Below are 20068 nucleotides of genomic sequence, written 5' to 3' on the forward strand. Positions count from 1 at the left end.
TCGGGGGGGGGGGGGGGGGGGGGCTAACGCTCTCATCTTGGAGACGGACCGGACCCGATGGTCAACTATCCCGAGACCTCCTCCTACGCGCTGCTTACGCCTAGGTCGTCCAGCTCGTAAGTACCCCAATCACGACGAGTGCGGTCGACCACTCCAACCAACTCCAATCGCCTCTCCTTGACGTAGCAGCGACCTGGTGTCTCGCCTAGCCCACACGGATCTGCCTTCGAGACAAGCAACCGGGCCTCGGTCGTGGTTGGGTACTAACCGCGCTGCTCCATCACCAGGCCGCACGGCTCGTGGCACGGATGCCCGGCGTGCCACGACAGATGGCGCCACCGGGCGGACCGCAAATTCGGTGCGGGGTGGTGGACCGCTCAGGGCTCGCTGGCCATTTCTGGGGCCGCGTGGTCCTGGTCGTCGGAGGCCAACGTGTTAGCGATGAACTCGGTGACGACCGCGAATACCGAGCCCAGGACAACGGTCCACAGGGCGAGCACGAGGGGGTTGTCCCAGCTGATAGCGGTGATGGAGACGTCGGCGACCTGTACTGCGGCAGCGATCATCGCGAATCCGATGAACAGCCCGGGCGCCGCGCTGAAGACGGGGATCCGGCCTGACTGGGCCACGCAGAAGGCAGCGACTGCCACTACGGCCGCCGATCCCCAGGTGGACGCCTCGAAATGGACGATGATCGCGAAGGTGGCGGCACCGAGCAGGATGCCCCAACTGTTAGTGGCGAACTGTGCGCGAAGGGCTGCGGTGCCTGTACCGCAGAAGAAGTAGGTGGACCAGGCAAGAAAGACCAGCCAGGTCGGCACGTCGAGTGCCGAGGTGAGCGGCACTGACAAGCCAGCGAGCAAGCCGGCGGCTGTGGCCATGGCACTGGTGGGACTCACAATAGGAACTCCTTCCAGAAGCTTCTGCCCGGCTCAGGCCAGGCCGGAGGGGGAGACGATGATCTTGATGTGCTCGTCCTTGTTCCGGATGAGCTCTTCGAAGCCGTCTTCGATGACGTCTTCGAGCGCGACGCGCTTGGTGATCATGTCGGCGGGCCGGATCCGGGCGTCCGCAAGTGCTGCGATTACGCTGGTGTGGACGTCTGCGAATGCCAGCGTCGAGGCGATCTTCTTTCCACCCATGACCAGGAGGTTCATGTCGATCGCGACTGGTTCTTCCCAGATGGCGACGTTGAACACCGTGCCCTCAGGGCGTACCGCGTGGATCGCGGTCTCCAGGGTCTGTGGCAGCCCGGAAGCGTCGAAGGCGACGTGGGCGCCGAGTCCATCAGTGTGCTCGCGCACCTGCTCTGCGACGTCGACCTGACGCGGGTCGAACACCGCGTCGGCACCAAATGCCACGGCTTGTTCCTTGCGGCTCTCCGCGATTTCGCTGAGGCCGACCCAGCGTGCTCCGCTTGCCTTCAGGGTAAGGAGCAGTGCGAGACCGATCGGACCTGCGCCCACGACGAGCGCGGTGTCGCCGGGCTTGTAGCCCGAGTCTCGCATGGCTTGCCACGCGACAACGAGGGGATCGATCAGCACGCCCACGTCGGTGGGCACGGACTCCGGCAGGACGTAGAGGTTGCGAGCGTCAATGACCGCATACTCGGCCAGTCCGCCGCCGAGTCCCGAGAGCCCGTAGAACCCGATCTGCGGGCAGAGGTTGTGTGCGCCGCGCCGGCACTGGTAGCAGGTGTGGTCGCGCAATGTCGGCTCCACAATGACGGAATCGCCGACCGCAAACCCTTCGACGCCTTCGCCGATCTCCACCACAATACCGGTGAACTCATGTCCCATGGTCACCGGGAGGGATTCACCGGTCAGCGGGTGGGGATTCTCGGAGCCCGGGATCAGGATGGGACCTCCCAAATACTCGTGCAGGTCGGTGCCGCAGATGCCGCACCACTGGACCTGGATCTTCACGTGCCCTTCACGGACCTCCGGTTCCTCGATCTCGTCGATGCGCAAGTCCTTCGGACCGTAGTAACGCAGTGCCTTCATCTCTCCAACTCCATCCTTTGCCTCGCGGCGGTCATGTTCGAAGCAGTTGCCATCGCTGTGGCCTTGTTCTTGGCAACGATGGCGCTGAATGGAGTCCTTGAGAGGATCGCGGCACCGGTGGTCAATCAGTTCGGCACTGTGGGTCAAGTCGCTGGCGACGCCGATCAAAGCCTGGTTTGAAACGTGTATCGGCTGGTCCGGGAGACGTGCTCCGGACCAGCCGATGCGTGCGAATGGGCGTACATGAAGGTCTTGCCGCCGGCCGTTTATCCTCAGGTTGCAGGCAGCTGATTGACAACGACGTACTTGCGAGGGGCCTTGTAGGCAGCGAGTCGTGACCGCACATGGGCATCGAGACGCGCCTTGAGTGCGACGGCATCTGCCTCCCCGGACGCCACGACCGCAACGACTCGTTCGCCCCACTTCGGATCGGGTTCTCCGTGCACAAGCACGTCGTCGACCTCGTCGATCTCTCGGATCACCGCTTCGATCTCTGAGGGGTAGACGTGGTAGCCGGTGTTGATCATCCGATCGAGTCGCCCGCGCAGGTAGAGGTGTCCGTCATCGAGCATGCCGACGTCGCCGAGGCCGCACCACCCGTCGGGATCGGCGAACTCGTCCACCACCATGGCTGAGCGCACCGCGACCTCGCCGCCGCTTCGCAAGGCGAGCTCTAGGCCGGCCACTGGTTGCCCACAACTGGTGACGCGCGGATCGCCTTGAGCTATCGCTGCATGGGCTTGTTGGTCGAGGACAGCAAGAGGCCAGCCACCCTCAAGTCGGCCGTAGATCTGCACGAGAACGTCCGGCATGAGCGCGGACACATGCTGGAGCCGTTCGGCCGGCATCGGCGCGCCCCCGTACAGCAATCTTCGAAGATTGCCGAGGCTCCGCGGGCGCTCGTCTAGCTTGTCGGCGAGCCTCTCGACCATTGCGGTCACCATCATGGTTGAGGTGATCGATCCGTCTTCGATGAGGTCGAGCACATGGTCGGCGTCGAACTGTTCGAACACGTACTGGGCTAGGCCCATCCGCAGGAATGGGAACGACCCGACCAGCCCTGTGCCGTGCATCAGCTGTTGCACGGTCAGGAAGCACTCGTCTTCACCAAAGCCTGGACCGTAGGCCCCGGAGCGGTACAGTGCCGTGTTCAGCATCATCGTCGCTTCCCAGTTCCCGTACGAGATTGGGACGGCGAGCAGTTCCCCGGATTGCACGGCTCGGGGGTAGAGCAGGTAGGTGCGTTGACTCGGGACTGATTTCAGCGGCCCCCGGGCAGCACCGTGTGCCGGTGTGTCGTCGTCGTGAATCACGTCGACTGGTATGCCCTTAGCGTGGGCAGCATCTGAGATACGGCCCATGACTCCGGCGGCGGACCAGATGGCTTGCGCCTCGGTGACGGCGGCGCCCGGGTCGACTGGGACCCGGGTGCCGCCTACCCACTCGATGGCCAGGGCAGCCTCGAACGCTGCGATACTGTTGGTGTACCAGTACCCGATGGCACGCTCGCTCAGGCCCGCATCATGCAGGGCCCCCGCGACCTTTCCCACCGACTCCAGCAGCTCGTTACCTGTTCGGGAGTGTCCGTGGGTGTCGAACAGCAGAACCTTGTCGCCGGCAGCCTCAAGAGCCTCAGAGGTGGCTGTCATCGAGTGCCCGCGACCTGTTCGCGGAGAAGTCCGCGTTGCACCTTCGCTCCGCCCAGGACGGTCGGCAGCTCGTCCATGACCAGGATCCGGGGCACCTCGTGCTCCTTCAGGCCCGGCGCCGCGGCAGCCCTGATCTCCTCGCGGAGCTCCACAGTGTTAGCGGTGCCGGGCTTGAGGGCGACCGCGGCGATCACGCCTCCGTTGCCGTCGCTGACCACGCCGCAGTTGGCAACCGAGCGGTGGCGTAGGACTGCGTTCTCGACCGAGTGTGGGTACACCGTGCCTTCGGGCGTGGCGATGGAGTCGACGGCTCGGTCGACATAGTAGAGGAACCCGTCTTCATCGAGGTAGCCGATGTCTTCAGGTCGGAACCAGTCTCCGGGATGGAAGACTCGCTCGGTGCGGTCCGGCATGTTCCAGTAGGTGCTGGTCGACATGGCGCTTCGGACCACGATCTCGCCCAGTTGCCCGGTAGATGCCCGTTCGCCACGGTCGTTGAAGATAGCGACCTCGAAGAACGGAGATGCCGCCCGGCCAACGCTTCCCAGGCGTACGGGATGGTCGGTGACCTCGCTGGGGAGTAGCCGGGTGGTAACTGCGCCCTGCTCGGTGGATCCGAATCCGTGGCACCACACAGGGCCCAGCAGTTTTGTCACACGATCCAGAAGTTCAGGGCTGGCGAAGAAGATCACCAGGCGGGTAATCGTGTGCTCCACGCGGCCTCGGGCCTCGATGACATCGAGGATGGGGGTCAGCATCGGTGCCGGCAACAACAGGCCCGTCACTCCTTCGGCCAGGATCTCGTCCAGGACGGCTTCGGGGTCGAAGTCGGAGTCATCGACCAGGACAGTGCGTGCTCCGCGGAGCATGGGCGGGTACAACAACTGGAACCCAGTGGCCCACTGCAGCGCGTGCACATGCATCCACACGTCATTCGGGCCGAGACTGGACAGATCGCCATCAAAGGTGTCTAGGTGCAGCAGGTTTTGGTTCACCACTGCCGCCCAAGACCGATGGGTTACGATCCACGGTTTCGGTGTGCCGGTGGTGCCAGTGGTTGGCTGGATGAATGCGGGAGTGTCTTCGTCGACCTCCAAGTACCACGGCTCGTCGTCTCCCGCGGAGGTCACCTCGTCCCACGGAGTGGCCCAATCGGGGGCATCGGTGCCTACAGCGATCAGCCGGAAGCCTTCGAGCTGGTCGAGGCAGGACTCGACCAATGATGTGAATCGTGAGTCGAACACAATTGTCGACGACCCCAAGTGGGTGAGCAGGTCCACGTGGGTCTGCATCTCAAAGTGGCTGTGGAGGGTGACGCGCAGCAATCCAGCTCGCTCGAGACCCAGCCACAGGTGCACCGCCTCTGGGCGGTTGTACATCAAGACACCGACCACTTCGCCCTCAGCCAGGCCGACGTGGCGCAATCTGTTGCCGGCCCGGTTGGCCGCGCGATCGAGCTCGGAGAAAGTGGTGTGTTCTCCGTTGAACGTCAGGGCGGTAGAAGCCCCGAATCGTGTCGCAGCATCCACGGCCAGCATGCCTGCCCGTACCTTCATGTCCGTTCCTCCTTGAGCGTAGTGTTGCCCAATGATTGGAACGACTCGGGCCGCCTCAAGGGTGCTGGCGCTGCAGCGCAACGGTTCTGGCACGGAAAGTCAACGACGAGTTGTCCGCGCTGAGCACGACCCCGTACCGTCGAGTGATGGAGATCACTCTGTCAACAGGGCAAGTGCCCCTGAGCGATCGCAACGAGTTCTGGCGAAAGGTGGTCTGCCGCAGTTTCGTTGAACTCGAAGTCACCCACGACACTCTGCGCGACTACCGCGGAATGGTCCGAACCCGCACCTACGGGGATCTTCGAGCAACCCGCATTGCCTGTGACCCGATGATTGCTGCCCGGACCCCTGGCAACATTCGTCTCAGCGACAGCGACGATTTCTTGGTTGCACTGCAGATGCGGGGCCGCACGGTTGGATTTCAAGATGGACGGGAGATCCTTCTGCAGCCGGGTGACTTCGCCCTATTCGACAGCGAGCGGCCCTATCGGGTGGACTTCCAAGGTCCCCACTTTGATCACCTCGTGTTCCAACTTTCACGTCACCATTTGACGAGTATCGGTGTCGAGAGTCTGCGTGACAGCGCGCGGATCGTGCGAGGCGACACTAGCCGCGGCCGCCTGGTCGCCACCTATCTCATCAACCTTGCTCGAATGGAGACCCTCTACGACGATTCCGAACGCGGAAGATTTGGACAGGTCGCCATCGATCTCCTCGGATCAAGTCTTCGCTCCGAAGACATCCGCTATCCGCGAATCGAAACGGACGAGCTTCTCCGGCGAAGCAAGACATACGCCATGAGCCGCATCGCAGACCCAACCCTGGACCCCGCCGCCGTGGCCAACGCAATGTCAATCTCAGTACGGCAGCTTCACCGCGTCTTCTCGACGGAAGACGCCACATTTAGCGCATGGCTGCGCGAAACTCGCTTGACTCGGTGCTGGGAAGAACTGGCTGATCCGCTGCGCGTTGACTCCTCGATTGCTGACATCCGGATTCAAAACGGATTCAGGGATCCATCGGTCTTCAGCCGCACGTTTCGGCAACGATTCGGAGTCACCCCATCTGAACGCCGAGACGGGTCCTCACGAGCATTGCGGTAGTTGTTCGCGGTCCCCACACGGTAGATGTGGTTAGCCGTCTTGCTGATCAACGGCTTTGTGATCCGGCCTTGCCGAGTTGATGACGGTCCATTGGATGAGGTTGGTCCTAGTGGCATGGATTAGAAGTAGTTGGAAGGTTGGCCTTCGCGGGCACTGATGGGGATGAGGCCGACGGAGTCGATGCGGGCATCGCGTGGACGCCCACCGGTCTCGCACTTGATACCCCAATAGCCACCAAGGGCCGCTTATAACGACCAAGGGTCGCTAGGACGGCCGCCGGGCCTGGGCTTTGGCGGCGCCCCGTGGCGCCCGTGACGGAGCTATTGCTTGGGCGCTGACCCGGCCGCCCGGCCTTGGTCCTGATACCACCACTCAATGGGCGCCACTGGAGGGAGTGCTGCGATCAAGCGCGGGGCAGGCCGTCCTGTGCGCCGCGCTGTGGTGGGAATCTGGTGACGGCAACCGTCACCGCGGCAGCGGTAGCCGCTGCTCGACTGCTGGAGCCGGGTAGGAAGGTGACGGGTGAGTCCCGTCCGGACGAAGCGTTCGCTGGTCAATTGTCCGCCGAGCGCTTTGGGGGCAGTGTCCGCGACCGGCATACGCCTGCCTTGCTGTATGCGGTGATCTGGAGTCAGCGACCTGCAATATCGTGCTGCCCCGCTCCTCTACTGGGCCAATCGGGGTGCTGATTGTCGCACTTATCCCTCTCTCGCCGAGCTGGTTTCGGCCGTGCTGTCACCTCATCCTCCCCGCCAAACGTCTGGCAGATCGAGGGGGGTTCAGTGCGCACCTGAGCTTCGTGACGGTTTCGATGCGCGTGATGAGCGCTGGAGATGGTTATGAGTACCTGCTGCGTTCGGTCGTGGCCGGGGACGGGAACCGTTCGCTCTCGACGCCGTTGACGCGGTACTACGAGGAGGCGGGAACCCCTCCCGGCTACTGGCTCGGCACGGGTGTTCACGCCTTCGGTGACGGCCAACTGACGCCCGGTGCGACGGTTGGTGAGGACCAGCTCGCGCTGCTGCTCGGGCAGGGCCGTGACCCGATCACGGGCGATCAGTTGGGCCGGGCGTTCCCGAAGTACCAGTCCGTTGCCGACCGGATCACCGCGCGAGTCGCGGAACTCGACTCGGGGCTGAGCGGCGAGGAACGCGATGTCGAGATGGCGCGGATCGAGGCTGAGGAGACCGAGAAGGGCAAGAACCGTGCCGTGGCGGGTTACGACTACACGTTCTCGGTCCCGAAGTCGGTCTCGGTGCTGTGGGGCGTCGCAGACGCCGGTACGCAGGAGATGCTGGTCGAGGCCCACCATGCCGCGGTTGCAGAGGTCGTTGCGTTCCTGGAGCGCGAGGTTGCCGCCACTCGCGCGGGTGTTGTAGCCCACGATGGGGCGGTTGCACAGGTCGACGTGGCAGGTGTCGCAGCGACGGCGTACGACCATTGGGACTCTCGCTGTGGCGACCCGCAACTGCACACCCATGTCGTCATCAGCAACAAGGTGAAGACGCTGTTGGACGGCAAGTGGCGCAGCCTGGACAGCCGCCCGATGCACGCCGCCGTCGTTGCTCTCTCGGAGCACTACAACGCGGTGCTGGCCGACCGGCTCACTGGCACTTTCGGGATCAGCTGGGAGCAGCGTGCCCGTGGTGAGGACCGCAACCCGTCGTGGGAGATCGTCGGGGTTCCTGACCGGCTCGTGACCGAGTTCTCCGCACGCGGGCGGGCTATCGAGATCGAGAAGGACCGCCGCATCGCCGAGTACGTCGCCCGCTACGGACGGCAACCCTCACGCACCACCGTCATCAAGCTCCGCGCCCAGGCCACCCTCGCCACCCGGCCTGAGAAGCACGTCCACTCACTCGCCGAACTGACCGGAGCATGGCGCTCGCGGGCCGCACGGTTGCTCGATGAAGACCCGACGCAATGGGCACGCAACCTCGCCACCGGACCCCTGTCAGGATCGGCGCCGCAGGTGTTGCGTGCCAGTGACGTGCCCCTCGACCTTATCGGAGACGTTGGTACGCGGGTCGTCTCGACGGTGAGCGAGAAGCGCGCCACCTGGCGGCATTGGAACCTGTGGGCAGAGGCCGCGCGGCAGACGATGGGCTGGCGGTTCGCCAGCGTCGAGGACCGCGAGGCGATCACGGCCATGATCGTCGAGGCTGCCGAGGCGGGTTCCATCGCGCTCACACCGGGCGAGCTCGCGCTCAGTCCGGCGGAGTTCCGCCGCGAGGACGGGACCAGCGTCTTCCGTCCCCGCCACTCGGTCGTCTACTCATCGCTTGAGACTTTGGCTGCCGAGGATCGGCTGCTGGCAGGTGCTGAGGACCGCACCGCCGCTGTCGTTCCGGCCAAGGTCGTGCGGGCCGTCGCAGTTCGCCCGGCCGACGGCCAGCAACGGAGCGACCAGCGAACGGTTGCCTTGACCGCGATCGCTACTTCCGGCCGCCGAATCGACCTGCTCGTCGGACCTGCCGGGGCAGGGAAGACGACCGCGATGCGTGCCCTGCGCGGCGCATGGAGCACGGAGCACGGCACCAACAGCATCGTTGGTCTTGCGCCCTCGGCAGCAGCGGCGCAGGTGCTCGCGGATGACATCGGCATCGCGTGTGAGAACACCGCCAAGTGGCTCCACGAGTACGACAACCACCGCGCCGGGTTCGCCAAGGACCAGCTCGTCATCGTGGATGAAGCGAGCCTGGCCAGCACCCGTACGCTCGACCGGCTCGCTGCCGTCGCCGCCGAGGCAGGAGCCAAGCTCCTGCTGGTTGGCGATTGGGCGCAGTTGCAGTCCGTGGACGCCGGAGGCGCGTTCGCGCTGCTCGCGTCCGCCCGCGACGACACCCCTGAACTGCGCGACATCCACCGCTTCGCCCACGAATGGGAGAAGACCGCCTCCCTCGACCTGCGCGACGGACGCGTCGAGGCAATCGGCACCTACTCCCGAGAGAAGCGCCTCCGGGAGGGTACGACCGACGAGATGATCGACGCCGCCTACCTGGCCTGGCGCGCTGACTCACAAGCCGGACTCGCCAGCGTGCTGGTCACCGAGTCCAGCCAAGCCGTCGCAGCCCTGAACGCCCGAGCGCGGGCCGAACGAATCCTCGACGGCGAAACCGACGCCACCCGCGAAGCCGTCCTCGCCGAAGGTGCCCGGGCCTCTGTCGGTGATCTGGTCATCACCAGGCAGAACGATCGCCGCCTGCGGTCGCTTCGTGGAGGTTGGGTCCGCAACGGCGACCGATGGAAGGTCACCGATGTCCGTCCCGACGGCACCCTCGTCGTGCGACGCCAGGGACTCCGCTGGGCAGCCACCGTCGCCCTGCCGGCCGACTACGTTGCCGAGCACGTCGACCTCGGATACGCCATCACTGCCCACCGTGCCCAAGGCATCACCGTCGACACCGCTCATGTGGTCGTGTCCGCGACCACCACTCGGGAGAACCTCTACGTCTCCATGACCCGAGGCCGGGACTCCAACATTGCTTACGTCGCCCTCGACAAGCCCGACGACAGCCACGCCGCACCGTACCCCGACGACGTGAACGCCCGCACTGTTCTCTACGGCGTGCTCCAGCACTCCGGCGTCGAACTGTCGGCCCACCAGATGATCGAAGCCGAGCAGGAAGCCAAGACCTCCATCGCTCAGATCGGTGCCGAGTACGACACCATCGCAGCCGCCGCACAGCGCGACCGCTGGACCCGGCTCGTGCGGGCCAGCAACCTCCCACCTGAGCACGTCGAAGCAGTCCTCACCTCGGATGCCTTCGGGCCGCTCACCGCTGCGCTCCGTCGTGCCGAGGCCATCGGGCACGACGTCGACCAGCTCCTCCCGAAGCTCGTCGCACGACGCTCCCTCGACGGTGCCGTCGACGTAGCCGCTGTGCTCCAGCACCGCGTGGAGCGTGCCGCCAAGCAGCCGCCCGGTGGCCGTCGCCGCAAGACGCCCGCACTCATCGCCGGGCTCATCCCCGAAGCGCAGGGTGAAATGACCTCCGAGATGCGTACCGCGCTCGACGAGCGACGCGAACTCATCGAGACCCGCGCGCACGAACTCGCGGAGCGTGCGGTCGCTGCTCGAGCGCCTTGGCTGCACAAGCTCGGTCAGCCGCCTGTGAACTCGCGCGCGCGGCGCCGCTGGCTCCAGCAGGTCGCCACGGTTGCCGCTTACCGGGATCGCTACGGCATCACCAGCCCCTCGATGCTCGGACCACAGCCCCAGAACGAGGCACAGCGTAACGACGCTGCCCGCACCCGGTCCGCTGCCGAGCGCGCCAGCCAAATCGCACGCAAGACGTCCCCACAGGCAACGACGAGCGCAAGTCGCACTATCGGCCTGTAGCGGCGCGTCACCCCGGTTCTCGCACTTTGTCGGCAGGGTGGCGTATCGTCGTAGACGAGGCAGCCTTCACGCGGCGCCGACGCTCTCACAGCGACGGCATTGACCCTCCGAAGTCGGGATGGTCCTTCAAGGTTCTTGCTGCCGGACCCTACGAAAGGACTGTCCAATGTTCCGGCTCATTGTGAACCTCAGCACGCGAGTCCGCTGGTTCCTGCGCTGCTACGCACCCAGCAACATTGCACTCGACGCCATCCGCACCCGGCGCGGTCACAAGTGGGGCATCCCTGCTGCGTTGGTGCTGGTGCCCACCTACCTCTTCGCGGCGAGCTTCACCTCCGCCCTGATCGCGCGCGGCTCGCCGGGCTGGCTCAACATCGTGGTCCTCGTCCTGATCTGGAACACCCTCAAGTTCGCTGTCATGGCCCCGGTCAGTGTCTGCTTGCTGCTTCGGGCACAGCTGGCGGAGCGGTCGCTGCGTCGGCGTTATCAGTTCGTCACGATGGGCTACGCGTCCGGCCGAGGCGGCCACTCTTCGGTCGGAGGGATTCCCTAGACTGCACGAAGACCGTCCAAGTCAGTCAGAAGGGGGTACCGTGGTCGACGTCATCGCCCGGCGCGGCTCCCACGCCAGCCCGTTGCGATACCCAGGCGGCAAGGCGACGCTCGCTGGCTTCTTCGAGACCACCATCAACGCGCTCGGCCTCCACAAGCCGACCTATATCGAGCCTTACGCCGGAGGGGCGGGGGCCGGCCTTGAACTCCTCCTCAAGGATGTTGTGGGAATGGTCGTGATCAACGACCTTGACCCCGCGATCCACGCCTGCTGGAAGGCGATGGTGAAGGACTCGGATGCGTTCCTCCGCCTACTCGAGCGTGCTCCATTGACGATCGACGAGTGGAAGGCGCAGCGCGAGGTCTACCGCCGTCGTGACGACGCCGAGGTCGACCCCCTGGCCTTGGGGTTCGCCACCTTCTACCTCAACCGCACGAGCCGCTCCGGGGTGCTCGGGGCCGGGGTGATTGGCGGGTTCGCCCAGGCGGGGTTCTACAAGATCGACGCCAGATTCGACAAGGAAGTTCTCCGGGGCCGCATCGAGAAGATTGCCGAGCTCAGCGGAAAGATCCGCGTCACCAAACAGGACGGAGCGGCGCGCCTTCGCGAGTATCTCCCCAAGGAGAACGTCTTCGCCTACGTCGATCCGCCTTACGTCGAGAAGGGCAGCTCGCTCTACATGAGCGCCTTCAAGGAAGACGACCACATGGCGCTCGCGAAGGTCCTGAACGGCTACGCGAACACTAACTGGGTTCTGACGTACGACGTCGCCGACCTGATCAGGAGCCTCTACAAGGCTCGGGATGTCTCGGAGTTCCGGTTGCTGTACTCCGCGCACTTGCGGGGCACCAAGGACGAGCTCAAACGCACGGCAGCCAGTGAGCTGATCGTCCTGTCGAACCCCGTGTCTGACGCACTCATCTGAAGGTCAGCGCGACCCGACGAACGGTCCGGTCTGCCGAATCTGACTGCGGGTGGGCAGCCCCAGAGACTGCTGTACCAGCGCACGGAGGACGGACTGGCCGACGCCCAGTGGCAGCGAGGCGGCCGAGTGGGCGAGTGCCACCGGGATGACCGCGTTCTCGTAGAGCCGTGTCTGCACATGGTCGAGCACCTCGCAGACGGGACGGAGCGTGGGGTAACTCGACCAGAGCTCGCCGTCGGGGTCTCCATAGGGCGTGACGCCCGGCTTCGGAGGAACGGTGAACACGATGATGCCGCCGCTATGGGTGCGGTAGATGAAGCGACGGCCATAGAACTCGTCTGACCCATACGGTGTTGGCGGGCCGTCCCGTGATCCGGTTGATGTACTCGGTGGTCGGGAGCATGACGTGTCCCGGCCCGATCAGGTGCGAGATGAGCTGCGCGTGCTCAACGAAGGTGCCGGACTTCTCGACGCCGACGACCAGCGGCGCAGCAGGACGGTTGTTGGCGGCGCACTGTTTCGCAAACTCGGCGAGGTAGTCCTGGAAGCGCCGCTTCAGAGGGGCAACGGTGCCGTGCAGGCCCAAGGGGCCGTCTGTAATGAACAGCGTCTTGCCTAAGACGTCGTAACTGTGCGGGTCCTCGAACAGCAACTGCATGTAGCCGAGTGACGTCAAGCGCTCGGCGACCAGCATCATGCGCGTCAGCGAACTGCGGTTGGACCCCTCGGGCATGTACTCCTCCTCGGTGCGGAGCACGTCACCGAGGTAGATCTTCTGCCCACACTCGGGGCAGTTGGTCCCGCCCTTGGGGATGTCGATCTGCCCGCCGGAGAGCTGCGCGTCCTTCGCGCCGCACGAAGGGCAGCGCCGAAGTGGTGCAGTAGTCGCTGGGGCATTCGGCGATCCGTGGAGTGCCAAGAGCATGTCGGCGAGCGTCTGGTCGGATGCCTGATCGAACTTCGTCTCATGGAGGAAACGGTCCAACTCCTGCCTCCATGTGTCGACGCCCGTGGACCCCGGAATGACGAGACCGGAGCCCGGCAACGCACGGTCGAACGCCGCGTGCTGGTGCGACTCGCGCAAGAGATGCGGGTCAACGAAGTCGCCTGCGCCGGCCTGATGGAGCTTCTCGAAGTCGACGAAAGATGCGGCGACCCGGACGTACCCGACCTTGATGGTCGGATGCTCGCGCGTCGCCTCGACCTCGGTGTCCGAGCCGTCGACCGTGATAGCGAACCGAACGCCGTCCGAGATCCCAGCGTTGTCGAGTTCCTCGACGGGGCGACACAGCGAGGTCACGCGGTTCTCGTCAGCAGGAGTCGCCTGTGCGACCTCCCACCGTGAGAAGGCATCGTGGACAGCTTGACTGTTGACGACGGGGACGTGGCCCAGCCGTGAGGCACGCTCAGAGGGATACGGCACGCTACTTGACCTCAACTACCGGAAGGCCCGCGGCGGCACGGGCAGCGTTGATCATCGCGTGGTCGAACTTCGCAACCTGCACCGGAACGATGTACTTGCCGGAGTAGGTCTTCATTCGGACAAAGCCCTGATCCTCCACGCGGCGGATGCTCTCAGCCCAGGTCTTGAAGTCGTAATAGTGCGAGAGCTCGCGCGTCTCGTTGTCTGAGTTGAGGTGCGCGACGAGCCAGTTCGACGTGTTTGACAAGATCCGCTGGTCGACGCTGGAGACCTCCTGCGTCGCGTAGACCAGTCCGATCTGGTACTTCGCTGCCTCCTTCGACAGACGGACCCACGGGTTACCGGCCACGTCCTTTGCGCCACGCTCGAAAAGGTTGTGGGCCTCCTCCACGACGATCTGGAAGGGCACCGCGTCCTGGCCCGACCGGAAACGCTCATTGGCGCGGGACAACAAGAAGTTCACCGTGTTCTCTGAGATCGTCTTCGAGACGTCACCGGTGCCGTGGGCAAGATCGACGATCGCCAGACGCCCTGCCTGCATGTCGTCCCAGATCTGCTCCTCCACGCGCTGCGTCGCGCTGGTCGAATGGAACTCACGAAGCTGCCGAATCGCAGCCTTGCCACTGGCACGGTTGTTGAAGTCGGCGATGAACTTGAACGGAGTGTCGCCACCCGTCGAGCGCTGATTCCAACTGCCGTCATTCGCCATGTGCAGCATGACGCGCTTCGCAGCCTCCGGAGTCGTGGCGCGGTAGTTGCTACCTGCCTTGACCACAAGCCCAGGGTTGGCCGTGTTGAAAGCCTGATATAGGGGGTCGGTCCATCCGAACTCAAGACCGCCCGCCGCAAACGAGGGCGCCGAGATGCCGCACTCTACGAGCAAGCCGTACATCCCCAGGACGGCCTTCGTCCAAGTGATCCAGTCGCCACGGTCAGCAACGCGATCCGGCTCGGTCCAGTTGATCGACGTGAAGGTCTTGACGTAGGCGTAGGTGCCGAACTGGTCGTTGACGACGGAGTTGACGAAGTCGACGACGGCATCGAAGTTGGCCGGGTCGAAGAAGTTCATGGCCAGCGGCAGCACCTGCGGATCGGAGCCGTTCGCGCCAAGTCGGTAAATCCTCACCCTGTTCTCATCGCCGAGCAGCCGCAGGCCGGTTTGATCCTGCTCATTCACGTTCGCGTACTCACCCTGGGGGTCAAAGATGAGTTGTCCCACCAACGTCCCGGAGTTCGCCGCCTGGGTCGCGATGGCTGTCACGAGGGTCTTGATCGTGTTGGACTTGCCTGTGCGGGTCATGCCGAAGACGGCGGTCTTGCGCGAGACGAAATCGCCGATGTGTACGTGGACAGCGGCGTTGTCGGTCCCAGACTCGCGAGCACGACGCCGCGTCGACGCGAAGCGGACGGCCCCAAGGGTGAGGAGGTCGTCGCCGTCCGGCTCGGGGTACGAGGCGATCCACGAGAGGACGTCTGGCGAGGGCAGGAACACCTGGTAGCGCGCAGACGAGACCACGTTGTCGATGTCGGAGCCGAACTGGATCTTCGTCTCGTTGCGGTCGACGTAGAACGTGCCGATGACGTCGCAGTCGAACGCTGACTGCTGGAGCTCGTTGCGGGTCAGCTCGTCGGTTACCTCGTCGAAGCCCTTGCCCGAGTCACCGGCGTCGCGCACGACGGCGAGCCGTGTCTGGACGAGGTCGGACTCGTTGGGGAGAGGAGCGGTGCCGCTGACGCGCAGCAAGATCAGTTCCTCATCGTCGAGTGCGAAGCCCTCCGCTGTCTGCGCACCGGCTGCCGCCAGGAGAAAAGCGCCGTGCGGCACGCCGCCGGCCTGGGTCTTGCGCCAGTCGTCGGTCAGAACCACGGCTCGGGCGTAGTCCAGGCGGAAGATGCCACCGACAGCCTTGCAGCCGGAGTTGACCAGGGTTGCAAGTGGCGTAGAGGCGCGCGAGGACTCCACGATGGTGGAACTGATGCTCATGGCTCCAACCCTAGGGGTGGGGTCCGACAGAATCGGGGACCGGGACATTGGGGCTCCTTGATGGTGTTGTCGCTGGTCAGGCGACCTTGGCGTACGGGTGTGCTTTGACCAGTCGCCCGATGCGCCGCCACGGATTCGGCAAGAGCATCTGCTCAAAGAGGTGAGGGTCGACTCCGTAGTAGTCGTAAACGCCACCGCCGCGGAACTGGACTCGCAAGGTGCGCATGGTCGGCTCGTACCCGACGCTGAGGACATTGGTCGAGGTTGCGGGGTGCATGGTCATGCTGAGTCCTTCCGCGTGCCTTTGGACGGTCGGCGGTGGCGGTTAGCGGCACAAGGGCCGCTAACCGCCGGACGCCTACTTCTCGTTGCGGACGCCCTTGTGCTGCTGGGTGCTCCCGTTCATGATTCGGCCGGTGGAGGTGTCGCGCTTGAACCAGGTCTGGCCGACCTTGAACTCGCTGCGCCCCTTCACCGCACCGACGCGGTGGCCGCGTCCGGTGTTCTTCGCCATGTGCTTCTCACCTCGATTCCGAGAGCCGCCCGAACGTCGTGGCGTCCTCCCACCTAGTAGTCGAGGTGGCGTGGGGTCGAGTTAGCGGCAGGCCTCGCAGAGCCCGTTCTTATCGAGCAGATGAGGCAGGTACTGCATGAAGCAGGACCCGGCGCAGAGAACCTCGGCCGCCATCTGCTTCTGGCACCGGCAGTTGCCGCACGTCGGGCAGTAGCCTTCGCCGCATGTGCCGCAGGGCCATCCCCGGAACTTGTGCAGTTGCCCGCAGCAGTTGACCGCCAACTCGGGCCGCTGGTCGAACTCGCGCCTGGTGGTGGGGTGGAACCGCACCGCCTGCCAGAGATCATCGGCGGAGAGGACGGCGATCGTCCGGCGGGAGTCCGCGACGGCGTCGATGTAGAAGTCGGCGCGCTCGCCCCAGGGCATCGTCCAGAAGGTTCGCTGGCGAAGGGTTCCGCCCGGGCGGATGTTGCGCAGCGGGTGTGCTGTGGGGAGCGGCTGCCCGGGCCACGGGTAGACCTTGGGCCACCCGTGCTCGTCGTCCGGTCGGACGCTCGCATAGAGGACCTCGTCCTCGCCGCATCTGGTGACGAGGACAGCGCCCAGGCCGGGCAGGCGGTCTTTCAAGGCGATCACACATGCGTGGATGCTGGCGTTGGTGGCGTCATACAGGTCGGTGACGTGTCTTGCCTCCACGGCGGTGGTGGTCACGACACTCGTGAGCCGGTCGTCGGGCAGAAGGAGGAGCCGGGCGATCCGGTCGCACACGGACTCCAGCAGTTTGGCGGCGTCATCGAGGTCGGCGAGCGCGTCGTAGATGGCGTCGGCCTGGTCGACCAACCAATGCCCGAGTTCGTGGGCAAGCGTGAAGTTCTCGCGACGGTTCCCTGTGCTGCGGTAGAGGATGACGCCGTCGTTGAGGTAGGAGACTCCATCGCAGACCCCGCCGTCGGCCCGGGCGTCGTCGAGGTGGTCGACTGCCCGGACAGTCAGCTTTATGTCATTGCGAAGTGTGCCGAGAGGATCGCCGGCGAAGCGGGCAGCAATCTCGTCCGCGAGCCCGGCGAGGGCAATCGCGGCACATTCTTCAACGACCCTCGTCACTTCGCGACTCCAGCGCTTCGACCAGTGCTTCCAGCGACGCGAGCATCTGCTCTTCGCTCGGCGTGCTACCTCGGAAGACCGAAGCGGCCAGCCTGGCCTCCAGCGCCGAGGCTCCCAGATTCATGGTCGTGCCGCGCAGCAGTGCCCAACGCTCGGCCAGCGCTTTGAACGCAGGCGACGAGGTCACTGACTGGAGGGCTCGGTGTGCGGGCGATTCGCCACGATCGACCGTCAGCTTGTCGGCTGTCGTTCCGGTCACCTCGGCGATCGCTTGGATGAGGGCAGGAGGTACGGATACGTCACCCCGGTTCTGCCAGTTGAAGACATCGCGGGTCGCGACTTCCCAACCGCGATCCGTGAGCTTCTCGGCGAGGGAACTCGGCTTGAGCCCGGCAGTCTGCATGGCTTGCTTGAGAGCGCTGTCGCTCAGCGAGCGGCTGCTATCCGGCACCAGCCCGAGCATGGCCGCTACAGGGTCCTGCTCCAACGGCGGTGCGCCGTGGGCCGCCTCCCAGAGCAGGTCGGCGATGTCGAGCAACTCGACCGCCTCGGGGACGAGAGCAGGCGCAAGGTTGTCTCGGGAGCGCTTGAAGCCGGCAACGTGGTCGTCGACCAGCTTGGCAAACTCTTCCTCCCAGCGGTCGTCCGTCATGGTTTCACTCCCTCCTTCTCTAGGGCTTCCTTCAGTTCCTTCAATGCCTTGGTCGCCATCTGGCTGATGCGGGCGGGTGAGACGCCGAGGCCAGCAGCGACTTCCTCACGGGGGCGTCCCTTGGCGATGTACTCCCATGCGACATGGCGGTGGCGGTCGTCGAGGAGCGCCACCTTCTCCCTCAGCGTGATCGCGTCGAGGACGTCATCTTCCAGAGTCGCGGGGGATGCTCCATCGTGGTCCTCAAGTTCGCTCGCAGACGTGCGCTGCACGGCGGCGGATTTGAGGACGTCCAGAGCGCGCCTCTTGGTCGTCTCGACCATCAGCGCTTCCCAGTTCTTGACCCCCGTGGGCGGCTTCTTCATCAGGGACTCCATCGCCATCATGACGACGTCGGCGGGATCGACAGCCCGGCCTGCACCCCGCAGGGTGCGTGCGGCGACCCCATACATCGCGCCGCGATGCTTCTGAAATAGGGCCGCCCAATCCGGTGGCGGAACTTCGGTCACGTCTCCCACTCCTCTGAACTTACCGGCGGTTGAGCCGGTACTTGGTAGTCGAGGCTGGGACGTGGCGAGTTAGCTGTGATGCCCAGCCAGGTTGTTCAACCTGGTGATGGGTGCGGCCTTCCCGATTGCTGAGTGGGGCCGGTGGTGGTTGTACTCGTGGACCCATGCTGGCAGAGCCGCAAGTCGGGCTGACTCGGAGCTGTAGAACTTCTTGAACGCCCAGCCCTCGGCCAGGGTCCGGTGGAAGCGCTCGATCTTCCCGTTGGTCTGCGGCCGATACGGCCTGGTCTTCTTCGGCGTGATGCCGAGGTCGGTGCAGGTCTGCTTCCAGAGGTTCGACTTGTAGCAGCTGCCGTTGTCACTGATCACGCGTTTGACCGTGACGCCACGCTCGGCGAACCAGGCGACCGCGTTCTTGAGGACCTCGGTCGCGGTCTCCTTCGTCTCGTCGTCACGGGCCTCGACGTCGGCGATTCGGGAGTGGTCATCGATGACGGTGTGCAGGTAGCAGGTGCCGATCACCGGGTCGCGCCACTTGTTGCGCGGCTTGCCGGTCCGTTCGACCGTCGCAGCGCGGTTCGTGTAGCCCTGCTGACGACCGACGTAGCGCCAGCCGCCGCCGTCGGGGATCTTGCCGAGCTTCTTCACGTCGACGTGGATCAGGTCGCCGGGCTTCTCGTGTTCGTAGCGGCGGATCGGCTCGCCCGTGGCACGATCGATGTGACTGAGCCGGTTGATTCGACAGCGCACGAGGACTGCGTGGACCGTCGAGGACGCCATGCCGAGCCGGTCGGCGATCTCGACCGGTCCGAGTCGCTGTTTCCAGCGAAGGTGGACGATCTTGCGCACGACCGGTGCCGGTGTTCGATTCGGCTGTCGGTGTGGGGCTGAGGACCGGTCGAGCATGCCGTCCGGGCCTTCTTCGCGATAACGGTCGGCCCATTTCTTCGCGGTGCGCCAGGAGACGTCGTAGCGCTCGGCTGCGCGGGCGGGCGACCAGCCGGCGTCGACGATAAGTCGTGCAAGCCGGAGTCGGGCGCGCGGGGTCAGGGCGGCGTTGGCATGGGTAGCGTGGGACACGAAGGCCTCCTTGGTGGCGGAGCGGTTCCTTAGACAGCTCCACTCCACACCGGGAGGCCTTCGCCCATCTACAAGTCAGACCGTGTCGTCGCAGGTCCTCGACCAACGTGCCTGGGCATCACAGTTAGCGCGCCGCCGGCCCGAGTCCGAGCTCGTCTGAGCTGGGAGGGACCAGCTCGTCGGGTTCTGTAAGGAGCGTCGTGCCACGCAGGTGTGCCGCCCTTGATCACCGTCGTGGTCGGCAGACTGCTCCTGCGACGAGTGGGTGCCCTCGACAGATGGGGATTCGATAGGTGGCCACGAACCGGCCACTTATGGTCGGTCACAATCCCATGCTGGTCCGTTACACTCCAAAGTGGACTGTGAGGTCTTCCCGTGTAAACCCGAGGGGACCCACGATCCTCCGATCATTTCCGTAGTGGCCGATCTCGTCCAGAGGTCGCAGGTTCAAATCCTGCCCCCGCTACAATGTGTGATGTCTCAGGACATCGGAAACTCCCGGACCTACAACTTGTAGGTCCGGGAGTGGTCATTTCGGGGTCGTGCGGGTGGGTCCGCGGGGTGCTCCGGTGGGTTGGTAGTCGCGGTTGGGATCGATGACGAGCTCGCGGAGCAGCTCGCCGGTGGCGGCGTCGATGACGCGGACGTCGAGGTCGTGGACGAGCAGGATG

Annotated in this window: 17 protein-coding genes; 4 read left to right on the forward strand and 13 right to left on the reverse strand. The window is 64.8% G+C overall.

All coding sequences use genetic code 11. From position 1 onward, the window contains the following. Positions 1 to 377 precede the first annotated feature (377 nt). The 4 genes from WMR31_RS04935 to WMR31_RS04950 form a co-directional block, all read right to left on the reverse strand. Entirely contained in the window at positions 378 to 899 is a 522-nt protein-coding gene (locus tag WMR31_RS04935; protein ID WP_340537658.1) for a DUF1097 domain-containing protein, read from the reverse strand. A gap of 33 nt (positions 900 to 932) precedes the next feature. Beyond that, positions 933 to 2171, reverse strand: a complete 1239-nt coding sequence (locus tag WMR31_RS04940) for a 2,3-butanediol dehydrogenase (protein WP_340537659.1) — start codon at positions 2169 to 2171, stop codon at positions 933 to 935. A gap of 104 nt (positions 2172 to 2275) precedes the next feature. After that, positions 2276 to 3652 (reverse strand): class I adenylate-forming enzyme family protein, encoded by a 1377-nt coding sequence (locus tag WMR31_RS04945; protein WP_340537660.1) that lies wholly within the window; start codon positions 3650 to 3652, stop codon positions 2276 to 2278. Beyond that, positions 3649 to 5208, reverse strand: a complete 1560-nt coding sequence (locus WMR31_RS04950) for a class I adenylate-forming enzyme family protein (protein ID WP_340537661.1) — start codon at positions 5206 to 5208, stop codon at positions 3649 to 3651. Before WMR31_RS04950 ends, WMR31_RS04945 begins: the two co-directional genes overlap by 4 nt. 146 nt (positions 5209 to 5354) lie before the next feature. Here WMR31_RS04950 and WMR31_RS04955 point away from each other — a divergent pair, with 146 nt between their 5' ends. The 4 genes from WMR31_RS04955 to WMR31_RS04970 all read left to right on the forward strand — a co-directional run bounded on the left by WMR31_RS04955 (position 5355) and on the right by WMR31_RS04970 (position 12131). Then, a complete protein-coding gene (locus tag WMR31_RS04955) occupies positions 5355 to 6311 on the forward strand; it encodes an AraC-like ligand-binding domain-containing protein (protein WP_340537662.1) in 957 nt (318 codons plus the stop codon). 820 nt (positions 6312 to 7131) lie between these two features. After that, positions 7132 to 10653, forward strand: a complete 3522-nt coding sequence (mobF, locus tag WMR31_RS04960) for a MobF family relaxase (protein ID WP_340537663.1) — start codon at positions 7132 to 7134, stop codon at positions 10651 to 10653. Between the two features lie 181 nt (positions 10654 to 10834). Next, complete coding sequence (locus tag WMR31_RS04965) at positions 10835 to 11206, forward strand: sulfate permease (protein ID WP_340537664.1); 372 nt, start codon at positions 10835 to 10837, stop codon at positions 11204 to 11206. Positions 11207 to 11246: 40 nt separating this feature from the next. Continuing rightward, positions 11247 to 12131, forward strand: coding sequence for a DNA adenine methylase (locus WMR31_RS04970; RefSeq protein WP_340537665.1), 885 nt, complete (start codon positions 11247 to 11249; stop codon positions 12129 to 12131). Positions 12132 to 12134: 3 nt separating this feature from the next. On the opposite strand, the gene WMR31_RS04975 is transcribed toward WMR31_RS04970, so the two are convergent. The 9 genes from WMR31_RS04975 to WMR31_RS05015 all read right to left on the reverse strand — a co-directional run bounded on the left by WMR31_RS04975 (position 12135) and on the right by WMR31_RS05015 (position 19397). After that, positions 12135 to 12416, reverse strand: coding sequence for a hypothetical protein (locus WMR31_RS04975; protein WP_340537666.1), 282 nt, complete (start codon positions 12414 to 12416; stop codon positions 12135 to 12137). Positions 12417 to 12429: 13 nt separating this feature from the next. Then, complete coding sequence (locus WMR31_RS04980) at positions 12430 to 13431, reverse strand: zinc ribbon domain-containing protein (RefSeq protein WP_340537667.1); 1002 nt, start codon at positions 13429 to 13431, stop codon at positions 12430 to 12432. Positions 13432 to 13555: 124 nt separating this feature from the next. Beyond that, a complete protein-coding gene (locus WMR31_RS04985; protein ID WP_340537668.1) occupies positions 13556 to 15538 on the reverse strand; it encodes a helicase HerA domain-containing protein in 1983 nt (660 codons plus the stop codon). A gap of 76 nt (positions 15539 to 15614) precedes the next feature. Beyond that, positions 15615 to 15821, reverse strand: coding sequence for a KTSC domain-containing protein (locus WMR31_RS04990; RefSeq protein WP_340537669.1), 207 nt, complete (start codon positions 15819 to 15821; stop codon positions 15615 to 15617). 75 nt (positions 15822 to 15896) lie between these two features. Then, positions 15897 to 16052, reverse strand: coding sequence for a hypothetical protein (locus tag WMR31_RS04995; RefSeq protein WP_340537670.1), 156 nt, complete (start codon positions 16050 to 16052; stop codon positions 15897 to 15899). Positions 16053 to 16133: 81 nt separating this feature from the next. Beyond that, complete coding sequence (locus WMR31_RS05000; protein WP_340537671.1) at positions 16134 to 17156, reverse strand: zinc metalloprotease; 1023 nt, start codon at positions 17154 to 17156, stop codon at positions 16134 to 16136. After that, positions 17140 to 17808 (reverse strand): hypothetical protein, encoded by a 669-nt coding sequence (locus tag WMR31_RS05005; RefSeq protein ID WP_340537672.1) that lies wholly within the window; start codon positions 17806 to 17808, stop codon positions 17140 to 17142. Before WMR31_RS05005 ends, WMR31_RS05000 begins: the two co-directional genes overlap by 17 nt. Then, positions 17805 to 18317 carry a sigma-70 family RNA polymerase sigma factor gene (locus tag WMR31_RS05010; protein ID WP_340537673.1) on the reverse strand — a complete coding sequence of 171 codons (513 nt, stop codon included), beginning with the start codon at positions 18315 to 18317 and terminating at the stop codon, positions 17805 to 17807. Before WMR31_RS05010 ends, WMR31_RS05005 begins: the two co-directional genes overlap by 4 nt. Positions 18318 to 18386: 69 nt before the next feature. Beyond that, positions 18387 to 19397, reverse strand: a complete 1011-nt coding sequence (locus WMR31_RS05015) for an IS481 family transposase (RefSeq protein WP_340537674.1) — start codon at positions 19395 to 19397, stop codon at positions 18387 to 18389. Positions 19398 to 20068: the final 671 nt, after the last annotated feature.

The sequence above is a fragment of the Nocardioides epinepheli genome, from assembly GCF_037936805.1.
Lineage (GTDB): Bacteria > Actinomycetota > Actinomycetes > Propionibacteriales > Nocardioidaceae > Nocardioides.